The sequence below is a fragment of the Flavobacterium sp. N2038 genome, from assembly GCF_025947185.1.
In the GTDB taxonomy this organism is placed as follows: Bacteria; Bacteroidota; Bacteroidia; order Flavobacteriales; family Flavobacteriaceae; genus Flavobacterium.
In genome coordinates this window covers 3,889,374-3,913,231 of the sequence record NZ_CP110001.1, presented here as the reverse complement: position 1 = coordinate 3,913,231, position 23,858 = coordinate 3,889,374, and the positions used below count along the sequence as shown (strand labels likewise).

The 23,858-nt window shown below is 34.3% G+C and carries 15 protein-coding genes; 5 read left to right on the top strand and 10 right to left on the bottom strand.

The window, feature by feature from the left end:
* Positions 1-172: 172 nt before the first annotated feature.
* The 6 genes from OLM51_RS17300 to gltB form a co-directional block, all read right to left on the bottom strand.
* Positions 173-1,075 carry a helix-turn-helix domain-containing protein gene (locus OLM51_RS17300; protein ID WP_264551845.1) on the bottom strand — a complete coding sequence of 301 codons (903 nt, stop codon included), beginning with the start codon at positions 1,073-1,075 and terminating at the stop codon, positions 173-175.
* A gap of 243 nt (positions 1,076-1,318) precedes the next feature.
* Complete coding sequence (locus OLM51_RS17295; RefSeq protein ID WP_264551844.1) at positions 1,319-1,723, bottom strand: helix-turn-helix domain-containing protein; 405 nt, start codon at positions 1,721-1,723, stop codon at positions 1,319-1,321.
* Positions 1,724-2,223: 500 nt separating this feature from the next.
* Positions 2,224-3,246 (bottom strand): aldo/keto reductase, encoded by a 1,023-nt coding sequence (locus OLM51_RS17290; protein ID WP_264551843.1) that lies wholly within the window; start codon positions 3,244-3,246, stop codon positions 2,224-2,226.
* A 293-nt stretch (positions 3,247-3,539) separates the two neighbouring features.
* A complete protein-coding gene (gene lysA, locus OLM51_RS17285) occupies positions 3,540-4,763 on the bottom strand; it encodes a diaminopimelate decarboxylase (RefSeq protein ID WP_089054623.1) in 1,224 nt (407 codons plus the stop codon).
* Between the two features lie 692 nt (positions 4,764-5,455).
* Positions 5,456-6,910 carry a glutamate synthase subunit beta gene (locus OLM51_RS17280; protein ID WP_264551842.1) on the bottom strand — a complete coding sequence of 485 codons (1,455 nt, stop codon included), beginning with the start codon at positions 6,908-6,910 and terminating at the stop codon, positions 5,456-5,458.
* A gap of 150 nt (positions 6,911-7,060) precedes the next feature.
* Positions 7,061-11,578, bottom strand: coding sequence for a glutamate synthase large subunit (gene gltB / locus OLM51_RS17275; protein ID WP_264551841.1), 4,518 nt, complete (start codon positions 11,576-11,578; stop codon positions 7,061-7,063).
* Positions 11,579-11,993: 415 nt separating this feature from the next.
* On the opposite strand from gltB, the gene sucC reads away from it, so the two are divergent.
* The gene (sucC, locus tag OLM51_RS17270) at positions 11,994-13,187 is read left to right on the top strand and encodes an ADP-forming succinate--CoA ligase subunit beta (RefSeq protein ID WP_264551840.1); all 1,194 of its coding nucleotides are present in this window, start codon (positions 11,994-11,996) and stop codon (positions 13,185-13,187) included.
* 380 nt (positions 13,188-13,567) lie between these two features.
* Here sucC and OLM51_RS17265 read toward each other — a convergent pair whose 3' ends face one another.
* Both OLM51_RS17265 and OLM51_RS17260 read right to left on the bottom strand, forming a co-directional pair.
* On the bottom strand, positions 13,568-14,365 hold the full coding sequence (locus tag OLM51_RS17265) for a DUF5694 domain-containing protein (protein WP_264551839.1): 798 nt from the start codon (positions 14,363-14,365) through the stop codon (positions 13,568-13,570).
* An 86-nt stretch (positions 14,366-14,451) separates the two neighbouring features.
* Positions 14,452-15,249 carry a DUF5694 domain-containing protein gene (locus OLM51_RS17260; RefSeq protein WP_264551838.1) on the bottom strand — a complete coding sequence of 266 codons (798 nt, stop codon included), beginning with the start codon at positions 15,247-15,249 and terminating at the stop codon, positions 14,452-14,454.
* A 221-nt stretch (positions 15,250-15,470) separates the two neighbouring features.
* Here OLM51_RS17260 and OLM51_RS17255 point away from each other — a divergent pair, with 221 nt between their 5' ends.
* Positions 15,471-16,511, top strand: a complete 1,041-nt coding sequence (locus OLM51_RS17255) for a sensor histidine kinase (protein ID WP_264551837.1) — start codon at positions 15,471-15,473, stop codon at positions 16,509-16,511.
* 3 nt (positions 16,512-16,514) lie between these two features.
* Positions 16,515-17,222, top strand: coding sequence for a LytR/AlgR family response regulator transcription factor (locus OLM51_RS17250; protein WP_264551836.1), 708 nt, complete (start codon positions 16,515-16,517; stop codon positions 17,220-17,222).
* A 128-nt stretch (positions 17,223-17,350) separates the two neighbouring features.
* Here the strand turns inward: OLM51_RS17250 and OLM51_RS17245 are convergent, their stop codons facing one another.
* Positions 17,351-17,815 (bottom strand): DUF1456 family protein, encoded by a 465-nt coding sequence (locus tag OLM51_RS17245; protein ID WP_264551835.1) that lies wholly within the window; start codon positions 17,813-17,815, stop codon positions 17,351-17,353.
* 290 nt (positions 17,816-18,105) lie between these two features.
* Between OLM51_RS17245 and OLM51_RS17240 the strand changes: the two genes are divergently transcribed.
* Entirely contained in the window at positions 18,106-21,288 is a 3,183-nt protein-coding gene (locus OLM51_RS17240; protein ID WP_264551834.1) for a SusC/RagA family TonB-linked outer membrane protein, read from the top strand.
* A 10-nt stretch (positions 21,289-21,298) separates the two neighbouring features.
* On the top strand, positions 21,299-22,744 hold the full coding sequence (locus OLM51_RS17235; protein ID WP_264551833.1) for a SusD/RagB family nutrient-binding outer membrane lipoprotein: 1,446 nt from the start codon (positions 21,299-21,301) through the stop codon (positions 22,742-22,744).
* A gap of 90 nt (positions 22,745-22,834) precedes the next feature.
* Here OLM51_RS17235 and OLM51_RS17230 read toward each other — a convergent pair whose 3' ends face one another.
* Positions 22,835-23,857, bottom strand: coding sequence for an aminotransferase class I/II-fold pyridoxal phosphate-dependent enzyme (locus OLM51_RS17230; RefSeq protein ID WP_264551832.1), 1,023 nt, complete (start codon positions 23,855-23,857; stop codon positions 22,835-22,837).
* Position 23,858 lies beyond the last annotated feature (1 nt).

The window sequence follows — 23,858 nt, the reverse complement described above, 5'->3', positions numbered from 1 at the left end:
TTTAGCCAAATTGTAAATAATTTGGCTAAAGCCTTTTTTAATTTTTACATATTCCTCCAGTTAAAACTGGAGGCAATTTATAAAAAGTTGTGTTCTTTTTTGCTTGCTAGCACAAACGTTTCGCTTGTATCCATAAAGTTTTTACGTTGTTATTTTCTCAGTTGTCTTGGTACTATGCTAATAAAGTTAGTCCAGTTAAATCAGCTTTTCCGTTTTTAAGAAATTCATAGGTTATTCGATCAACGTGACAGTCAACAAATTGAATACCTTTTAGCCTTTTGCCTTTAAAAAAAGTATTTATAATTGTTGCGTTCTTAAAAGTAACTTTTGTGAAAGAGCAGTTTTCAAAAGAACATTCGTCTATTGTGCCATTAAAAACGACATCAGAAATATGTGATAATTTAAATGTTGACAGATTCCACACAGCGTTTTCTAGGATACACTTTTTAAGTTCAGATGTTTTTAATTCAACTCCTGAAAAATTCGCCTTTGAAAAATTACAGTTTTTAATTTCGCTGGATGAAAATTCGGTGTCTATGAGTAAACATTCAATAAACTGATTGTTGTCTAAGTTTGAAGTCTGGATTTTACTATTTCTCAAATCCGAATTAGAAAAATCGCAGCCTAAAATATTGTTGGATTTAAGTGTTAAGTTCGACAAGTCAGAACCAATAAATTTACAGTTCTTCATATTTGAAGTGCTGAATTTATCTTTAAGATTATTTAGTCCGGAAAAGTCTGCATTTACCCAGTTTCCTGATGACATATTCCAATTTAAACCTAAACTAGTCTTAAGTTTTGTTGTTGGAATTTCTACAGATTCCTTTTTGGTGGTTTCAAACTGGCTTTCTGAAACATTAGATTTGAATGTTTCGGAAAAATAGTTTAAGTCTACACCCAGAATTTCGGCAATTCGGTTTAATGTTGCAATGTCAGGCATAGATTCGCCTCTTTCCCATTTGCCAACTGCTTGAGAACTAATTGAAACTTGTTGCGCAAGGTCTGCTTGTGAAAGGTTGTTTTTCTTTCTGGCCGTGGAAATTTTATTACCTACTGATTTTGAATTTAGCATCATAATTGTTTTTGTTTATTTGATACTGCAAAGCTATATTGCCTCATTGCCTGTTTGCAAATAAAGTCAGCTACCAATAGTTGTTATTACGCTACTTATAGTTGTTATTGACAACCTGTGGTAGTTTTTGGCCTTTTGCTAAAGTTAAATTCCATTTTATGCTTTTAGACCGATTGTTTTTCTTTTATAAAAAAAGCACAAAATCATAAGATAGTTGTGCTTTGTATAATTTATATTTTGGAGTAATTATTTCCCTTTTAATAATTTTTCTAAATACTCGTTTTTGTCTTTTTCTGCCTGAACCAAACGTTCGTAAAGTTCTACAACTTTATCAAGGGGATTGAAAGTACAAGAATTGTTAGTATCTCCACTTCCTTGAGCTCCATTATTTGCGCTGTTATCGTAAAAGTTATTAAAGAAATTAAACACATTTTCTTCTGAAAAACTTTCAATAGTTTCTACTGAAACTCCTAATGCTTTTGCAATTTGAGCAAGTTTTTCGGGATCAATAGTTTCATTTGATTCAATTACAGAAATAGCTTTCTGACTTGTTCCAATAGCTTCTGCAAGTATTTCCTGCTTCATACCTCGAAGTTCCCTAATTCGGCTGATGTTTCTACCGATATGTTTTGGTTTTGCTGTTGTGCTCATATTTCAAAGGTATTTAAAAAATATTGAAACAAAAATACGGTTTTTCTTATGAAATTTATTTTTTGATTTCAAAAATTTTATCCAGCTCAGTAATCCCGATGGCTATCGGTACGATCCGCTTTTTTTGGCGGGAGATACTTAAAATCTCGAATTATTAGAGTTTCATAAACCCGACAGGTTTTTAAAACCTGTCGGGTCTGTTGCGTAAAGGGAATTTTTCGTGAAGTTTGTTATTTCTCACTTAGGTCAGAAATGGCAAACTGTTTAGTGTATTGGGAGAGAAAAATCTGTTTTAACCCGTGTTTTCGTGAAGCGAATCCGTGTCATCCGTGTTTTATATTGGCGATTTACTTTGTGCGGGCTTCGACTTCGCTCAGCCTGACAAGCGCATAGAAATCTAAAATAAAAAAATCCCACTTCAATTAAGAAACGGGATTTAAATGATTATTATCCTGCTAATAAGAGGATTTAGTACTTCATAATCTACAATAAAAAGGTACTTATTTTGTTTTTGCATTCAATAAAATAGAATCTTGAAGATTAATAAATGTTGCAGGATATTTGGGTTCTAATTTTGTTAACTCGTCAATTTCATTGATTTCATCTTGGCTCAGTTGAATTTCCTGACATGCTAGATTTTCTTTTAGCTGTTCGGTTTTACTAACGCCAATAATAACAGACGAAACGACTTTTTTGGTTAATAGCCAGCTTAGAGAAATTGCAGTAAGAGTAGTGTTGTGACGTTTTGCGATTTCGGATAATTTGTCAATAACAGTATATCCAAGTTCTCTGTCAAAAAGTCCAAGGTCAAAGTTGTTTAGTCTGCTGTCTTGAGGATTTGGATTGTCTCTTGTATATTTTCCTGTCAAAAAACCACTGCTTAAGGGCGACCAAACCATCATTCCTATTCCAAAATGTGAACTCATAGGTATTATTTCACGTTCGACCTCTCTGTTTAAAATTGAATAATGCATTTGCGATGCTACAAAAGGGCTGTAATGTAGATCTTTTTGTCGTTGTGTCATTGCACTAGCTTTCCAGGCCTGATAATTAGAGAATCCAACATAACGAACTTTACCTTGTTGAACTAAGTTTTCCAGCGCTTTTAATGTTTCGTCAATTGGTGTAATAGGATCATCATTATGGAGTAATAGAACGTCTATGTAGTCTGTTTGCAAATTTCTTAAACTATTGTGACATTGCTCGATAATATGTTTAGCATTTACTCCGGCATTAAAAGCCTGTTCTCCTGTTCTAAAAGATACCTTGGTCGCGATTAGATTATCTTTACGGTTTTTATTTAAAACCTTACCAAGAATAATTTCACTTTGTCCGTTTCCGTAGCCGTCTGCGGTATCAAAAAAGTTAATACCATTATCAATAGCATTATTTACTAGTTCAGCTGCTTTTTTTTCATCTATTGTAGACTGAAATCCAAAATGTTCTCCTTGGCCAAAAGTCATTGTTCCAAGGCAAAGTTCAGATACAATTAAACCGGAATTTCCTAATTGTTTATACTTCATATTTAAATTTTTTAAGATTATGAATTTATAAAAAGTAATGGTGTTAAGGTTTTGTATTGTAATTAGTTGTGATTTTTTATTTGTGTTTTTTCTGACGATTTAAGAACGAAATTATGAAAAAAACAGATTGAATTTGCATTAAATGAAACAATTATTGAAAACGCTTTTTGTAGTCTTTCTGAATTATTTTTTTTAGAAAAATTCAATATATTTTATAATTTTTTGCTGGAGTAAAAAAAAATCCCGCCTCAATTAAGAAACGGGATTAAATAAATATTCTCTTTTTTTTTATTTTAAACTGTTGCTGCAATTTCTTGTGGCAACGGAATTTGATTTTTAAGTAAATCTTCAAATGTTTCAGCTTGGCGAATCAAGATTCCTTGTCCGTTCATCCATAAAACTTCAGCTGGTTTGTATCTTGAGTTGTAGTTTGAAGACATTGAGAAACAATATGCTCCTGCATTTCTGAAAGATAAAATATCACCTTCAGTAATTTCCTGAATTCTGCGGTTGTTTGCAAAAGTATCAGTTTCACAAATGTATCCTACAACAGAGTAAAAACGCTCTTTTCCTTTCGGGTTAGAAATGTTTTCGATATGGTGTGAAGATCCGTATAACATTGGACGAATTAAGTGATTGAAACCACTGTCAACTCCAGCAAAAACTGTTGAGGTTGTTTGTTTTACTACGTTTACCTTTACTAAGAAATGACCTGCTTCGCTCACTAGGAATTTTCCTGGTTCAAAAATCAACGTTAAATCTCTGCCGTATTCTGTACAGAAAGCATTGAATCTTTTAGATAATTTTTTACCTAATTCTTCGATGTCTGTTTCGATATCGTCTTTTTTGTAAGGTACTTTGAATCCGCTTCCGAAATCTAAGAATTGTAATTCTTTGAAATGTTTAGCGGTATCGAACAAGATTTCAGCAGCATACAAGAATACTTCGATATCTAAAATATCTGATCCTGTGTGCATGTGAATACCCACAATGTGCATTTTTGTGTTTTCGACAATTCGCAAGATATGCGGAATCTGGTGAACAGAAATTCCGAATTTACTATCGATATGTCCAACAGAAATGTTAGCGTTTCCGCCTGCCATTACGTGTGGATTGATACGAATACATACTGGAATATGTGGATGTTTTGTTCCGAATTGCTCCAGAATAGATAAGTTATCGATATTGATTTGTACACCCATTGCAGCAACTTCTTCGATTTCCTCCAAAGAAACTCCGTTCGGTGTAAAAAATATTTTTTCAGGTTCATAGCCAGCATGAAGTCCTAGTTGAACTTCTTGAATTGATACAGTGTCTAAGCCGGACCCCATGTTCTTTAATAACTGAAGAATCGCAACGTTTGACAATGCCTTCATGGCGTAATTAACTCTTAAGTTTTCTACCTTAGAGAAAGCTTTAGTTAACCTGTTATACTGAGATTGGATTTTTTCGGCATCGTAAACATACAATGGACTTCCAAATTGGTCTGCTAACTGCAGTAAATCTTTTGCTTGCATTTTTCAAATTATTTTGGGCAAAGTTATTACTCTTTTGTGTATCAGCAAATAAATTGCCGAAAAATAACAAATTATAACAAATTGTTTAATTTTAAACAAAAAGTTGCTTATTTTGGATTTTTATAAATAATAATGACTTGCTAAGTTTTTGAGAAGCAAAGATAGTAAGTTTTTAGCTACTAATTTAGCTAATAATACTAATTCTTAAATGCTTCTGAAATTTTTTTATCGCCCCCGATAGCTGCCGGGATAATTAGTATAGATTGTTTTTTTTTGCCACGAATTACACAAATTTTCACGAATTTTTAATTTTAGATTTTTCGCATAATGCTAAAAATATAGCCCGTGGTTTCAACCACGGGGACGTAATATATGATTACGCCCAATCCGTAACGTTTCCCGTGGTTGAAACCACGGGCTATGTTTGAAATAGAAATTGGCCCAAAAAATAAAAATTAGTGAAAATTTGTGTAATTGCTTCGCCTGTTCGCTATCGCTCGAGTTGTGGCAGAAAAAAAATCCTTTTAATCATGATAATCTGTGGCTAAAAAACAAAACAAAACCCCTGAATATAAATTCAAGGGTTTGTTAGTAGTTATGTTGTTTATTGGAATAAGAGTAAATAAAATTCTAAGAGAGAAACTCAGTATCTTAGAACCTTAGCATCTTACTACCTCAGAACCTTAGAAAAATTATAGGCTCGGAAGATCTCCTTTTCCTTTAGTAGGCAAGTTTGTAGATCCCATAAGGAACAAATCTACCTCTCTTGCTGCTTCGCGACCTTCTGAAATAGCCCACACGATTAATGATTGTCCTCTTCGCATATCACCTGCAGTGAAAATGTGAGGAACGTTTGTTTGATAATTAGTTGCTTTGTAATTGCTTCTAAAATCAGTTTCGATGCCTAATTGTTCGCTTAGAGTTTTCTCCGGACCTGTAAATCCTAAAGCTAATAAAGCTAAATCGCAAGGCCAGATTTTCTCAGAACCTTCTTTTTCTATTAATTCAGGACGTTGACCCGGAGTCATTTTCCATTGCACTTCAACCGTTTTTAATCCGGTTAATTCACCTTTATCGTTAGAAATGAATTCTTTAGTATTGATTAACCAGTTTCTGTCGCAACCTTCTTCGTGAGAAGAAGATGTTTTTAACTGCAGCGGCCAGAAAGGCCAAGGAGTTGACTCGCTTCTTCCAACCGGAGGTTTAGGTAAAATCTCAAAGTTAGTTACCGATTTAGCTCCGTGTCTGTTTGAAGTTCCAATACAGTCAGAACCAGTATCTCCACCACCAATAACGATTACATCTTTACCAGTTGCTTTAACCTGATCTGGAATTGATTCTCCGTATAAAACTTTAGTTTGCTGTGTTAAGAAATCCATTGCTTGAACAACACCTTTGCTTTCGATTCCTTTAGTTGGAAGGCTTCTTCTTTCTGTTGCTCCTCCGCATAAAACGATAGAATCGAATGCATTTAATTCGGCTACGCTAAAGTTTACACCAACATTTACATCAGTTTTGAAAGTGATTCCTTCTGCTTCAAGAATTGCTACACGTCTGTCGATAATTCCTTTTTCTAATTTGAAATTTGGAATCCCGTAACGTAATAAACCTCCAATTGCATTGTCTCTTTCAAAAACAGTAACCGTGTGACCAGCTCTGTTTAATTGTTGAGCAGCTGCAAGTCCCGCAGGACCTGAACCAATAACAGCAACAGTTTTTCCGGTTCTCTTTTTAGGAGTTTGTGGTTTGATCCATCCTTCTGCAAAACCTCTTTCAACGATGTTTTTCTCGATGTTTTCTATCGCAACAGGATCTTTGATGATGCCTAATACACATGATTTCTCACATGGAGCAGGGCATAAGCGTCCTGTAAATTCTGGAAAGTTATTAGTCGATTGCAAAATCTCTAATGCACTCTGCCATTCTTCCTGATGCACCATGTCGTTGAAGTCAGGAATTAAATTTCCTAATGGACAACTGCTGTGGCAAAATGGAATACCACAATCCATACATCTTGAACCTTGTTCTTTTATTTTATCTTTTGCTAACGGAATAGTAAATTCGTTGTAGTTTGAAACACGTTCTGCTACTGCTAAATTACTTTCGTCGGCTCTGTTATATTCTTTAAATCCGCCTATTTTACCCATGACATTTTAAATTAAATTCCAATTTCTTTAAATTGCTTCGCCTGTTCGCTATCGCTCGAGTCCAAATTCCAATCCTTCGACTTCGCTCAGGAAGACATTGCCACTGATATTGCCATTGGAATTTGGAATTTTATTTTTTGAAATTGATTTTTATCCAGCTATTAATTCTTCTATTTTTTTCTCTTCTGCAATTCTTTGTAATGCTTTTTTGTAATCAGTTGGCATTACTTTTACGAAGTGCTGTTGTTGGTTTTCCCAGTCTGCTAAAATTCTTTTTGCTAATGGACTGCTGGTGTACAATGAGTGATTTTTGATCAATCGTCTTAGTTTAGTAACATCTTCTTCTTCCAAAGGATCGAAGGCAACCATTTCCATGTTGCATACCGTTGAATCGAATCTGTTTTTCGGATCGTAAACATAAGCAACACCACCGCTCATACCAGCTGCGAAGTTTCTTCCTGTTTTTCCTAAAACTACTACTGTACCACCGGTCATGTACTCGCAACCGTGATCTCCAATTCCTTCAACAACTGCTGTTGCTCCGGAATTTCTCACACAAAAACGCTCTCCGGCCATTCCATTAATATAAGCCTCTCCGGTAATAGCTCCGTAAAGGGCAACGTTCCCGATAATGATATTGTCTTCAGGTTTGAAAGTTGCAGTAGGAGGTACTTTTACAATTAGTTTTCCTCCGGAAAGACCTTTTCCTAAATAATCATTACAGTTTCCGTGAATTTTAAACGACAACCCGTTTGTTGCAAAAGCACCAAAACTTTGTCCGGCAGAACCTTCAAAATCAACTAAAATAGTGTCATCAGGTAATCCTTGCGCGCCATAAATTTTTGAGATTTCGTTACTCAAAATAGCACCTACAGAACGGTCTGTATTTTTAATTTTAAAGGTTACTCTTGTTTTTTCTTTTCTATAAATAGACGGAATCGCTTCTTTGATGATATCAAAATCCAATACATTTTCAAGTTGGTGGTCTTGTTGTGTTGTATTGTGATTTGGCTGTGTTTTCGCTTTTTCCGGTTTGTATAGAATTGGTGATAAATCTAAACCATTTGCTTTGTAATGTTTGATCGCTTTGTTCACATTTAATTTTTGTGACTGACCCACCATTTCTTTTAAAGTTCTGAAACCTAATTGCGCCATGATTTCTCTTAATTCTTCAGCAATAAAATACATGAAGTTGATGACGTGCTCTGGAGTTCCTTTGAAATTTTTTCTCAATTCAGGATCCTGAGTTGCAATACCAACCGGACAAGTATTTAAATGACAAGCTCTCATCATGATACATCCCGAAGCTACAAGCGGTGCAGTTGCAAAACCGAATTCTTCAGCTCCTAATAAAGCTGCTATCGCCACGTCGCGTCCTGTTTTTAACTGTCCGTCACATTCTAAAACTACACGACTTCTTAAATCGTTTAAGATCAAAGTCTGCTGAGCTTCGGCTAAACCAAGTTCCCACGGAATACCTGTGTGTTGTAAAGATGTTAATGGTGCAGCTCCCGTTCCTCCGTCGTAACCAGAAATTAAGATAACGTCAGCTTTTGCTTTGGCAACACCGGCAGCGATGGTTCCAACTCCAACTTCAGAAACTAATTTTACGTTTACACGTGCTTCACGATTGGCATTTTTCAAATCGTAAATCAACTGAGATAAATCCTCAATGGAGTAAATATCGTGGTGAGGAGGAGGTGAAATTAAACCTACATAAGGCGTAGAGTTTCTGGTTTCAGCAATCCAAGGCACTACTTTCTCTCCAGGTAATTGTCCGCCTTCACCAGGTTTTGCTCCCTGAGCCATTTTAATCTGGATTTCTTTAGCATTTGTCAAATAGTTGATCGAAACACCAAAACGTCCTGAAGCAACTTGTTTAATTGCAGAGTTTCTGGAATCTCCGTTAATTTCTTTCTGGAAACGTTTTGGATCTTCCCCACCTTCTCCAGAGTTACTTTTTCCGCCAATTCTGTTCATTGCAATCGCTAAATTCTCGTGTGCTTCTCTAGAAATAGATCCGTAAGACATTGCACCCGTTTTGAATTTCTTTACAATTTCTGTCCAAGGTTCTACTTCGTCAATAGAAATTGGATCTAAATTGTTGAATTCAAATAAACCTCTAATCGTCATTAAGTTTGAGCTTTGCTCGTTAACGGCATTTGAGTATTCTTTATAACTTTCAGGGCTGTTTAAGCGAACCGCTTGTTGTAATTTAGAAATAGTGGTTGGGTTAAACATGTGTTTTTCACCGCCACGCCTCCATCTGTAAATACCTCCAATTTCAAGAGAAAGCAAACTAGCAACTTTTGAATTTGGGAAAGCTTTTTGGAAACGTTTCTTAACTTCTTTCTCTACTTCCATTAAACCAATACCTTCAATTCTTGATGGAGTGTAAGGGAAGTATTTAGATGTGAATGTTTTGTTTAAACCTAAAATCTCGAAAATCTGAGCAGCTCTGTATGAATGTAATGTAGAGATACCAATTTTGTTCATGATTTTAACGATTCCTTTTGCAATCGCTTTGTTGTAGTTTACAACAGCATAATCTGCTTTTACTCCTGTAATGAAACCTTGTTCTACCTGATCGTAAATGATTTCGTTTACCATGTAAGGATTGATTGCACTTGCACCGTATCCGAACAATAAAGCAAAATGATGAGGCTCACGAGGTTCTGCAGATTCGATGATGATTCCGAATTTAGAACGAACCTGTAAAATGTTTAATGAATGGTGAATGTAAGAACAAGCCAATAACATTGGAATTGGAGCCAATTGCTCGCTTACGCCTCTATCTGAAAGAATGATAACATTACATCCTTCATTTACAGCTTTGAAAGTTGCCTGAACACATTTTTCAAGTGCTCTTTCTAAACCATTAACTCCTTTTTCTATTTTGTATAACGTAGAAATAGTAGCCGATTTGAAATCTGCGTGATCAATATTTCTGATTTTATCCAAATCCTCATTAGAAATAACCGGATTTTGGATTTTTAGTTTTTTGCATTGTTTAGATTCAATTTCAAAAATATTGAAATCTCCACCAATTGCTAAACTGATATCAGTAATGATTTCCTCGCGAATACCATCCAAAGGAGGGTTAGTTACCTGAGCAAATAATTGTTTGAAGTAGTTGTACAACAATTGTGGCTGATCTGACAATACTGCCAAAGGCGTATCGTTACCCATAGAACTGATTGCTTCAGCTCCTTGTCCTCCCATCGGGTTGATGATTGTTTTTAAATCTTCGATTGTATAACCAAATAAACGTTGTCTGGTTTGGAAATCTAATTTTTCAACAGGAGTAGGGTTGTTAGTGTAGGGAACTTTTGCTAATGGCAATAAGTTTTCATCAATCCATTGTTGATAAGGACGTTTTGTAACAATCGCTTTCTTAACTTCTTCGTCTTCAATAATACGACCTTCGTTCATGTCAACCAGGAACATTTTTCCCGGCTCTAAACGACCGTGCTGAATTACATCTTCCGGATCGATGTCTAGTACACCAATTTCTGATGACATGATTACGAAACCGCTGTGTGTTAATGTATAACGAGAAGGACGAAGTCCGTTTCTGTCTAATAAAGCACCAATTACGTTTCCATCTGTAAACGGAATAGAAGCTGGACCATCCCAAGGCTCCATAATACAAGCATTAAACTCGTAAAAAGCTTTTTTCTCAGGAGACATTGTCTGGTGTTTTTCCCAAGCTTCAGGAACAACCATCATCATTGCCTCTGGAAGTGAACGACCTGTCATTAATAAAAGTTCAACCACCATATCCATAGAAGCAGAATCTGATTTTCCTTCTAAGATAATTGGGAATAATTTTTTGATATCATCGCCAAAAACTTTACTCTGCATAAGCTCTTCACGAGCACGCATACGGCTTACGTTTCCACGAAGTGTGTTGATCTCACCATTATGACACATGTATCTAAACGGTTGAGCTAAGTCCCAGGATGGGAATGTATTGGTAGAGAAACGCTGGTGTACAAGTGCTAAACGCGTCACCAGGTCTGGATCTTTCAAATCTATATAATAACGGCTGATGTCTTCCGGCATCAATAGACCTTTATATATTATAGTAGTGGTCGATAAACTAGTAAAATAAAACATGTGGCTTTCTGAAGTTTTGGACCCTCTTACGGCATGTTCAGCAATTTTTCTAGCTGCAAAAAGTTTTGCATTAAATTCTTGTTCAGTTAAATCCTGTCCGTTTTTAGAAACAAAAACTTGTTTAACTGTTGGTTCTTTTTCTGCGGCAATTTGTCCTAAATTTTCAACGTCAACTGGCACATCTCTCCAACCTAAGATCTTTAAATTCTGATCTTTAATAGTTGCTTCAAAGGCATTAATACAAAAAGAAACCTGGTTTTTGCTTTTTGGTAAAAAAACCATTCCTACTGCATACTCGCGCGTTTCAGGGATTTCAAAGTCACATACTTTCTTAAAAAAATCATGAGGAATGTCGAATAAAATTCCGGCTCCGTCACCAGTTCTTCCATCAGAACTAACGGCACCACGATGTTCTAATTTAATTAAGATGTCTAATGCTTTGTGAATAATATCATTTGACTTAATACCATTCAAATTACAAATAAATCCTGCACCACAATTGTCGTGTTCAAATTCAGGCAAATAAAGCCCTTGTTCTTTAACTCTCATTCTTGATATTTTTTCTACAAAAATAAAGATTTCGTTAAATATAATGTATTGAAATCGTAATTTGACTTACATTTTTGCTGTAATATTAGAAAAAGACTTCTTAATTAATAAAATCGTTATTTAAGGCATGGCGAAATGATAAAATGACAATATGTTTTAAAATATATTAGGAAAAATCGTTGTTTAGGTGTTGAATTCGTTGGTATTTTTGTTAAATCTCAAACGATATAGTGTTTTTTAGTTAACAATTAAACAGTGATTGCTTAACGATTTATTTTCTTTGAAAATGAATTCACAGTTAATATTAATTTGACTCATTTTTAATTGGAAAAAGATTTTACTATTAAGTTGAATTTTGCTACTTTTGTCGCACTTTTATTCTGAACTAAATTCAGAACCAGACAAATTCTATATTATGAACATACACGAATATCAAGGAAAAGAAATTTTAGCAAGTTACGGAGTACGCATTCAACGCGGAATTGTAGCTAATAATGCGGTTGAAGCTGTAGCTGCTGCAAAACAATTAACTGCCGAAACTGGTACAGGATGGCATGTAATAAAAGCACAGATTCACGCAGGTGGTCGTGGAAAAGGTGGTGGAGTTAAGTTGGCTAAGAACTTACAACAAGTTGAAGAGTTAGCAGAACAAATCATCGGAATGCAATTGATTACACCTCAAACTTCTGCTGAGGGTAAAAAAGTAAACAAAGTTTTAGTAGCTGAGGATGTTTATTATCCAGGTGAAAGCGAAACTTCTGAGTTTTATGTTTCTGTTTTATTGAATAGAGGTACAGGACGCAACATGATTATGTATTCTACTGAAGGTGGAATGGATATCGAAGAAGTTGCTGAGCATACTCCACACTTAATCTTTACTGAAGAAGTTGATCCTAATGTAGGATTACAAGGTTTCCAGGCTAGAAGAATTGCTTTCAATTTAGGTCTTTCTGGAAATGCTTTTAAAGAAATGGTGAAATTCATCGATGCATTATACAATGCTTACATTGGTTCTGATGCTTCTATGTTTGAAATCAACCCGGTTTTAAAAACATCTGATAATAAAATTATGGCTGTTGATGCTAAAGTTAACATCGACGATAACGCTTTATACAGACAACCTAAATATGCTGAAATGAGAGATATCCGTGAGGAGAATCCAATCGAAGTTGAAGCGAAAGAAGTTGGTCTAAACTATGTAGATCTTGACGGTACTGTAGGATGTATGGTAAACGGAGCTGGTCTTGCAATGGCAACTATGGATTTAATTAAATATGCTGGTTTTGAACCTGCTAACTTCCTTGACGTTGGTGGAACTGCTGATGCAAAACGTGTTGAGACAGCTTTCAGAATTATCTTGAAAGATCCAAACGTAAAAGCTATTTTAATTAACATCTTCGGAGGAATCGTTCGTTGTGACCGTGTTGCTCAAGGTGTTGTTGATGCTTACAAAAACATGGGAGACGCTATCAATGTGCCAATCATCGTTCGTTTGCAAGGAACAAATGCTGAAATTGCAAAAGAATTAATTGACAACTCTGGTATGCCAATCTTATCAGCTACTCAATTCCAAGAAGCTGCTGACCAAGTTAAAGCTGCACTTTCTTAATTAAATAAGAAATCAATTTATATAGAAAATCCCTCCAATCATTGGAGGGATTTTTTTTTGGAATTATTTTAACCGCAAAGTACGCAAGGTTTTTTGCCAAGGATTGTAAATACAAACGCAAAGTTCGCAAAGCGTTATCCATATAATTTTCCTAATTTCAACTATAGCCCGTGGTTTCAACCACGGGGATTGGGGACGCAGGTTGTGATTATATTGCGCTCCAACGGTTGAAACCGTTGGCAATGCGTAGATTGAGTAATTGGTTAAAGTATTTTTAAACGAGAAGTTCGCAAAGCTTTATCATTATAGCTTTGCGAACTTTGCGTTTATAGGGACAATGTTAGATTAAATTCTTTGCGCTCTTTGCGGTTAAATTGTCTTTATTTCAAAACAGTTGCCAATTCTACAATCTCAAATGTTGGATCATGTGTTATAAATTCTCTGATCAATGCGGCATGACCGGCGCCTACTAAAACCATTATTTTATTATCTGTGCTTTCAGTTAATTTTTGAATTAAAGAATACATATATAAGTTTCTTTTGTACCAATTTGAAACTAAAGACGGTCCTGTAAAATCATCTGGATTTCCCGCTCTATTTGCTACTTCCAAATACCATTGGATGTTTTTATTTTCGGTTTCTTTTTTATTGTAATGTAGCATGAGTTCTTGTAATGAGCTTTTTGCTATTCTTTCATTATGGTCTTTTTCATTCCTTTTTTTCCACTCATTATTTCTTTTCAATAAATCCTGTTGGTTTGCTTTTTCCATTGACATCATTAAACTGTCATATGGAAAAGGAGTATAGAGATTCATTCCGTATAATTTTTTATGATTCAGTTTTTTAGCCGTGCGAAGTGCCAGTTGTGTTATTTCGTTTTTATTAGTTTTAAAAAGACTGTCGGTGTTTTTATTGTAAAACTTATCTAAATCGGCTTGTTCATTAAATTCCCATTCTACAAATATTTTATCTGGACCAAATTTTTTGATTTTGTCACTCATTATTTCGAGTTCTTTTTGGCTCTTCTCAGACAAGATATCAAAACTGTTTAGTTTAGCAACGTCAAGACCAGGATTGGCGTAATGAAACGTTCCAACCAATAAAATCTGTTTTTTCTTAGTTTGAGCAGATGTCATGTTAAATGTAATAAGAGCTAATAATAGAATGATTTTTTGCATGATTTTTTGTTTTTATGGATAATGTATACCGTAGAGGCGCACTGTAGTGCGTCTACGCAAAGTTTAATGATGTTGTTAGAAAACTACTATTTCAAAACTGTAGCCAATTCTACGATTTCAAATTCTGGATCATGTGCTAGAAATTCTCTTAGCATTGCAGCGTGTCCAGCTCCAAGTAAAACCATAATTTTATTATCGGTGCTTTCGGTTAATTTTTGAACCAAAGAATACATGTATAAGTTTCTTTTGTACCAATTTGACACTAAAGAAGTACCAGTAAAATCGTCTGGATGTCCAGCCCTGTTTGCTACTTCCAAATACCATTGAATGTTATCTTCATTAGAGGCTTTTTCATTGTAGTAAAGCATAAGATCCGTTAAAGAACTTTTAGCCATTCTTTCGTTATTATCTTTTACAAACCTTTCTGTTGACTCAGTAGTTTTTTTCATTAAATCTTTCTGATTTGCTTTTTCCATTGACATCATTAAACTATCATAAGGAAAACGGGTACGATAGTCAATTCCATACATTTTTTTGTGATTCAGTTTTTTAGCAGTACGTAATGCTAATTGAGTAATTTCATTTAAATCTTTTTTGAGTAAACTGTCGGTGTTTTTATTGTAATACTTGTCTAATTCAGCTTGTTTGGCAAATTTCCATTCTACAAAAATTTTATCAGGACCAAATTTCTTGATTTTGTCACTCATTATTTCGAGCTCTTTTTGGCTTTTCTCAGACATTACATCAAAAGTTTTTATCTTGGCAATATCATGGCCTGGATTTGCGTAATGAAAAGTTCCAATTAATAAAATTTGTTTTTTCTTAGTTTGAGCAGAAGTTAAGTTTAATGTAATAATTGTAAGAAATAAAATGATTTTGTGCATGACGTTTTGTTTTTAAATTCATGACAAATGTATTCCGTCTTTTGACTTCTGTTTTTTGTTTTTGATGAACATAGGATTTCATTTTATAAACACATGAAATTTGCAGAGTAATAATTTCATGTAAAGTTTTTGATAGTTCATCCCTAAAAAAGCATGTTTTAAATAAATGTCATTTTTGATTAAAGTCTTAATTGTATTTTTGAGCTAATTATCATAAAACTATGAAATCAAAAATCCCTTTTTATTATCACATTGTCTTTTTCCTTTTATTATTTCTAACCTACATTTTCTGGGATATTGGTCTTAATGATGAAAAAATAGAAATTGTAATCAAAGCAATATGTTATGGAATTACGCCAACTCATCTGTTGGCAATATTTTGCATTTACATTCTCAATTTTTATTACTTCTGTGAATGGTTTTTAAACAGGAAGAAATTAGTTTTTTATATTCTGACAATTCCAGTTTCGCTATTGCTTTTTGCGGCTGTTCGCTATTTTTTGCAAGAAGTTGTTATGTTTAATATTACCGGAATGCACAACTACTATGAAGAAGCCAGAGAAATAACCTATTATATAAAAGACAATTTTTTCTTCGGATTGCCAGCTGTACTTTTAAGTGCATTGACTTTTTTGTTTTGGCAGTTTCATACTACGCAACATCAAAATCAGGAATTGCTTCTGGAGAATAAAAAAGCAGAGTTTCAAATGTTGAAAGCGCAGGTAAGTCCGCATTTTTTGTTTAATACGCTGAATTCTTTTTACAGTCAGTTGGTTTTAAAAGAGGATGAAATGGCTTCAGATGTTTTGGTACTTTCAGATTTACTTCGTTATGTGATTACAGAAACAGATAAAGATGAGGCAGTACTTTCAAAAGAAATTCAGTTTATTCAGAATTACATTCATTTACAGAAAAAACGATTTGAAGATCAGTTATATTTAGACTTTTCAGTTGAAGGAAATTATTCAAATGAAAAAATTCTCTCGTCAGCCTTAATTCATTTTGTAGAGAACGTTTTTAAACACGGAAAGTTTAACAGCGAGCAGGAAAAAGCAGTTATTTTGATTAAAATAAAAGAAGACTTTTTAGAAATTTCAACTTTTAATTATACTGTTGAAGGCGAGAATTATTCTTCAACCGGAATTGGTTTTGATAACCTGACCAAACGATTAGAATATATGTATAAAGGTAAATTTGTACTTGAAAAAACGGAAGAAAATAATACCTTTAAAACCTACTTAAAAATACCGCTAAAAAAATAATTTATGGCTTTTAAATGCATTATTGTTGATGATGAACCACCGGCAACCCGTATTCTGGAGAATTATATTGGTAAAGTTCATTTTCTTGAAAAAGCTGGCGTTTTTAATGATTCATTAAAGGCTTTAGAATTTTTAAATACACAGTCAGTTGATGTTATTTTTCTTGATATTCAGATGCCGCAATTAACAGGTTTGCAGATTTCGAGAATTATTTCAAAAGATATAAAAGTAATTTTTACAACGGCTTATCCTGATTTTGCCTTAGAAGGTTTTGAATTGAATGCGGTTGATTATTTATTAAAACCAATTTCATTTGAACGTTTCTATCAGGCGGTTTCAAAGTTGAATACGGAATCAAAAACGATTGTGTCAAATCAGAATAACGCACCTGATTTTCTATTCATCAAAACAGATGGGAAAAATAAATTTCAGAAGATTTTTCTAAACGATATTTTGTACGTAGAAAGTCTTCAGAATTACGTTTGTATTCATACTGCAAAACAGCAGATTATTACACATTCATCATTAAAAAATATTATAGAATCACTTCCTGAAAATGATTTTATTCAGATTCATAAATCACATGTAATTTCTTTACAGCATATTGAATCGACTGATAATTTTTCTGTTTTTCTAAATGGAAAAGAATTGCCAATTGGTGCTACTTTTAAAGATGCTTTTTTTGATAAAATAGAAGAAAATAAGATTTAAATTTTAGCGCAAAAAATATAGCCACAGATTAAAAAGATTAACACAGATTTTTAAAAATCATTATAATCATTTTAATCTGTGGCTAAAAAATATTAGCTCCAGATAAATTATTGGAATTACGGTAAAAACTATTTCTTATTCTTACCGTTTTTGAAAACCACTTTTTCTACAACAGATGGTTTTCCATTTCCTTTTGGGAATGCTTTCTTTTTAGGTTTTCCTGTTGATGAACCTGACTTTGATGAGCTTTGATCACCTCTATATTTTTCAGAATCTTTTGGAGCAGCTTTGAATTCCGGTCTGTCTTTAGAAGTTTCTTTCTTCGGAATCTCTGCTTTATGTTTCGCTAAAACATCTGTTGGGTTTTTAGGATTTTCTTTAGTTCCTCTCAGATGAATCACCAATCCGTTCAGGAAGTTACGTAAAACCTGATCGCCACATTCCATGTAATTAGGATGATCTTCGGCTCTGAAAAAAGCACCCAATTCTGACTTGGTAATTCTAAAATCTACCAATTCTAAAATTTCAACTATTTGGTCGTCACGGAGCATCAAAGCCACGCGAAGTTTCTTAAGTATATCGTTGTTTGTCATTATTTAATTTTTTACAAAGGTACATTACTATATCCTTTAAATTTTAGTTAGCCTTATTTTTTTATGCAATTGCATTCTTTATAAAACGATAAATGGAAGAGTTGAATAATTAAAGTAGAAAAAAGGAAAAGCAATACCATTTTTAATTAAAAATATAAACATTTCATACAGATATATTAAAATAGGATTTTTTTTACAATTTAACTATTTGAAATAGCTTTTTGTAAGTATAAAGTGTTAAATTGCGTTAAAATGAAACGGATTTACTAACTATTTTTTTACTAAGTTTTATGAAACAGAGACAAATTATTTTTTCTTTTGTTACGTTCTTTTTTGTGAAAACTATTTTGTTTGCACAAGAAATAAAAGTCAAAGGAATTGTAACGGATGAACAAGGAATGCCAATGCCGGGCGTTAATATTCAACAAGAAGGTGAGACAAATGGTACTTCGTCTGGATTTGATGGAGATTATAAAATAACCTGTAAGAAGGGAGGAATTCTTGTTTTTTCCTTTATGGGATATAAAACTTCAAAAGTTACTGTAGCAGGAGAGATAATTAATGTCAAAATGAATTCGGCAGCAAAGGAGCTTGATGGAGTTGTGGTTACAGCATTAGGATTGAAACGGGATCAAAAATCATTGGGCTATTCTACTCAGAAAGTAAAAGTCGCAGATGTTGTTACCGTTAGAGAAGCAGATATAAATAATGCCCTGGCGGGTAAAATTGCCGGGGTACAGTTTCAGGGTTCTCCTAGTGGAGACTTTAGAGCGTCTGAACTTAGACTTCGAGGAAATACCGGGGTTTTGTATGTGGTAGATAATATAAAAGTAGCCTCAATAAGCGATATAAACCCGGAGAGTATTGAAAGTATTAACTCTTTAAAAGGACTTTCGGCAACAGCGCTTTACGGACCGGAAGGCAGAAACGGCGCTATTGTAATTACAACTAAAAAAGGGAAAAAAGGTGCAGTTTCTGTAGTGTTTAATTTAAGTACCTCTTTAGAAAATGCTTATCTATTTCCTGAATTTCAAAATGAATATGGTGGCGGCTATTCGCAGACTTTTTCGAAATATACTTACAATCCCGCTACCGATCCGGTATCTTTTGCCGCTTTTGATGGTCAGGAAATTATTGATTATACTGCAGATGAGAGCTGGGGCCCCAGAATGCAGGGACAAATGGTTCGTGCCTGGAACAGTTGGGAAGAAGGAACGCCGGAATTTGGACAATTAACCACCTATTCTCCAAATCCAAATAATGTTAAAAGTTTTTATAATACCGGAGTAACTAAAAGATCAAGTCTGTCAGTAAGTAAAGGAGGAGAAGATTTTTCTGTGAATTTTGGATTGACAAAAACAGACAAAGAAGGTATTGTACCAAATACAGCGAGAACACAATATGATATTAATCTTACTGCAGAGGTTAATTTGAGTAAAAAATTCAAAATGTTCTCTACAGTCTTGTTTCAGGACAGACAAACTACCGGATATAATCGTAACAATTTAATTCTTCCTGTCGCAGCGAGCTTGCGACAATGGTTTCAGCGACAATTAAATATGGATGATTTACGCAATTATCGAATGAACGGTAAAATTGAGACCTGGAATAGAATGAGTCCGACTAATGGAAAATCAGTGGGATGGAATTCTCCTTTCTTTTATCAATATGAGCAGCCAAATGAGGAAGATTATAAATCTTTCAATGGCAAAATTGGCGGATCTTATGAAATTATTAAAGATTTTATTGCAACTGCCGAGCTTAGAAAAAGTTATATCGGATCTGATTATTATGATATTACCAATGCCTGGGGAGGAGCAGCGATTCCTGCTTATGCGGAAAGTCTTCAGGTTACTAATAAAGATGAGATATCAGGAATTTTAAATTATAAAAAGAAAATAAACAAATTTGATATAAACGGAACCTTGGGATTTGAGTATCAATTTTACAACAGGACATACATGCAGAGTAATACTGTTGGAGGTTTGGTATCTGAGGGATTTTATAGTATTAGTACTTCTGTAGGAACTCCATTTATTGATAATAAAAGATATAGATCAGAAAATCGAGCCGCTTTTTTAACAGCATCTGCAGGTTATGATGATTTTTTATATATTGATGGATCGTATCGTAATGATTATGCTTCAACCGCAGATATTAATGATAATAAATTGACTACTTACGGTCTTTCAGGAAGTTTTGTTTTTTCTAAATTCATTCCTGAAAATAAAATTCTGTCATTCGGAAAAATAAGAGCTGGATTTGCAATGGCTCCTCAGTTTCCTGCAATTTATCAAACTAGTCCTATTTATGTAACGGGTGTTGCGTATGGAACTTATCCAACGTCGTCTACACAATCAGTGCCTAGTAATCCCAGATTAAAAGGAGGTAATCGTCAGGAAAAAGAGTATGGACTGGATTTAAAATTCTTTAGCAACAGACTTTCGCTGGATGTTTCTTATTTTGACAGATTAGATAACGAATTACCTTCTCTCGTAAGTCTTGATGCTTCAACAGGAACAACAGGAATGCTTCAAAACGGAGGAAAGCAGACTTATAAGGGAATTGAAATAGCTTTGTCAGGAACACCTATTAAAACATCCAGTTTTGAATGGAATATTGGGGCAAATTTTGCCACATTAGACAGACAAGTTGTTGCCATAGCACCCGGAATTACCAGAAATATTATTCAATCCGGAAATTCAAATATGGGAAATGTTCAATTAGTAGAACAAGTGGGAGAAAAATGGGGTGCGATTTATGGAAGCAGAATTGAGAGAGATGCCAATGGAAAAGCGAAACTTAACTCATCGGGGGCTTATGTGAGAGAATTAGGGGTGTATTTAGGTAATGTTCTGCCAAATTATACAGGAGGTTTAACCACATCTGTTAAATTTAAAAATTTTGATCTGAGTTTAGGTTTTGATTTCCAGCAGGGAGGTAAATATTATTCCGTTTCTAATTCGCTTATTAACAGAACAGGTTTAGGTATTGAAACCGTTGGTAATAATGATTTGGGAAATCCTAAAAGGGATCCTGTTGTAAATTTGGCAGGAGTAAGTTCACCTACAACAACAATCTTAAACTCTACGGCTGCTCCAAATTCTGGAGGACTTTTAGTAGAAGGTGTAGATGCAGTTACAGGCAATGATGTTGCTTATCGTGTAAATACCAAGACATATTGGGCAAATATGAGAGCCATTACCGAACCTTTCTTGGAAGATGCTTCATATGTGAAATTGAGAACACTTAGACTGGGGTATACTTTGGACAGGAATACGTTGCAAAAAACACCTTTTCAGAAAATTAATGTTGCTGTTTATGCTAATAATCTTTGGCTGATTTATGCGGCAAATCGCAATATAGATCCTTCAGAACTGCAATCGTACAATACTACCACCACACCATTTATAGAAACGGCTCAATTGCCAAATGCCAGATCTCTTGGTTTAAATGTTGTTTTAACTTTATAATGATTTAAAAATGAAAAAAATTATAACATCGATTATGGCATTGACAGCTGCATTATTTTCAGTTTCATGCGACAATGCTGATTTTGGAGATACAAATTTAAATCCAAATAATCCCAATGTGGCTAATACAGCTTCATTATTAACTGGAGCAGAAAGATCAATGTCTTCGCTGCTAAGTGCGACAGAACCGCTTTGTTATGTGCAGTACATAAGTAATGGACAATATCCTAAAGAAACCGTTTATGATGTGGTCAATTTTGAATATACTACAGCTTATGTATCGATTTTGAACAATTTGCAAACCGTTATAAATCTTAACAAAGATGCATCTACAGCAGCTTCTGCTTTAGGAAATGGGTCTAATAATAATCAGATTGCGGTTGCAATGATTTTGAGGGCTTATGTTTTTCAGCATATTACAGATCGTTGGGGTATGGCGCCTTATTCTCAGGCATTAGAGGTTGGATCAAGCCAGTTCCCAAAGTTTGATACTCAGGAAGCGATCTATGATGGTTTGTTTAAAGATATTGATTATGCTGTTGCTTTGATAGATGCCGGAGCTGGTCCAAAAGGGGATGTGATCTTTACTGTAAAAACAACACAAATGTCAGAATGGAAACGTTTTGCCAATACGTTAAAAATGACGATGGCTTTACGTTTGTCTAATAGATTTCCTGCTGCCGGCGGATATGCGGCAACAAAATTTGCTGAAGCAATGGATGCAGGAACGATTACTTCAAATTTACAGAACTTAACATTTCCGTATATTACCGATGAGGCTTATGATAATCCGTGGGAGGATCGTTTTGAAACCAGAACAGATTATTTGATCAGTGAACCTTTTGTAAACATGTTAATTGGTTCAGGTACTAATACTGCACCACAGGATCCGAGATTGGAAAAATTTGCTGAAAAAGCAGCAAATGGTGGAATATATCAAGGAGGTCTGACTTCGTCTGTTGGGAATCTTAACATTGTAAATTATTCTTTCATAACCAATACAATTATTAAAAACAAAACGGCTCCTGCTTTTTTCTATACGTATGCTCAGGTTAATTTTGCTAAAGCTGAAGCAGCTTCTTTAGGCTGGATTTCGGGCAGTGCAGCAACTTTTTATACCGAAGGTATAAAAGCTTCGATGGCACAATGGGGAGTTTCAGCTGTTGCTGCAGACGCCTATGTGCTTCAATTTCCTTATGCAGACATAAAATCGATTGCTTATCAAAAACATATTGCCTTATATATGCAGGGATATGAGGGATGGAACGAATGGAGAAGATTTGGTTCTAATGCAGTAGCATTAACATTACCTGCCGGTGCTATTGGTTCTACCACAATCCCTCAAAGACAAGCTTACGGAGCTAATGTAAAAACACTAAATTCTGTTAATTATGATGCAGCAATAGCTGTTCAGGGAGCTGATAGAATGGAAACAAAAGTTTGGTGGGCCAATTAATGTAGTACTATAATAAAGACTGTTTCATAAAAAAAAAGAGGAAATTTCAATACTGGAAATTTCCTCTTTTTATTTGAAGTTATTGCAAAATCAATACCTATTCAAAATGGTAATTATTTTATCTAAATCCTCTTTAAGATGATTGGCAGTAATTACAATTCGATTTAATGGTTCAGCATCTTTAGTATACTTAAAACTGGCAATAATGATTTTTTCCTGGTTTAATTTTTCTACCAGTTCATTTGATAAAAGATAAATCAAAGGATAGTTTTTATCAAATTTGAGATTATTGTTTTTGATTAAAATAGAATCGAGATATTCTAAATTGTCTATGAGTTTCTTGTGTTGTATAGTGTAGATCTCCGCTGCATCTGAAAGCGTCTGTACAAAAGCCGGATTCATTCCGGCTGCGCTTGTAAAAGTTTCTAACTCTTTTATTTCGCTAATAAATTCAAAATCGCCTGCAATAACGCCGCCAGTTAATCCAAATGCTTTTCCTAAAGATGAAACCATTATTTTCCTTTTAATAGGATATAGAATTGAAGAATAAATCCCACAACCATTTTGTCCTGTAATTCCAAAAGAATGAGATTCGTCAATAACTAATGTGATTTCTTTGATGCCGGAAATTTGTTTTAAGAAGGATAAATCAGCTGGTTTTGTTTGAAATGATGGAACACCATCCGTCAGGATTGTTATTTTTTCCCTTTTGGAATCGGATAAGCGATCGTTTAATTTGTCATTTACAAAAATGGGTAAACTACCTTCAGTTTTAATTGCCGAGTGTGTATCATTTAGATGAAAAAAACAATCAGTTTGCTTTTTTAGTTTTTCCAAAACCAATTTTCCGGCCAGCATTCCCGAAGAAACTGTAAGAGCGGCTTCAGAACCTATGTGAGAAGCTAAAAAGCTTTCGCCATGAACATAGGCACTTAGCTTAATATTTGCTGTTCGCGAGCTGCCATAAGTCGTTCCCCATTTTTGAATATTCTGAATAACTAAATTCTGAAATTCTTTATGCGTGGGAAGACCTAAATAGGCAGTTCCGCCAAAATACAAATATTGTTTCTGGTTAATTTCAATGATTCGATCTGGAAATTCTTCGACTATCATT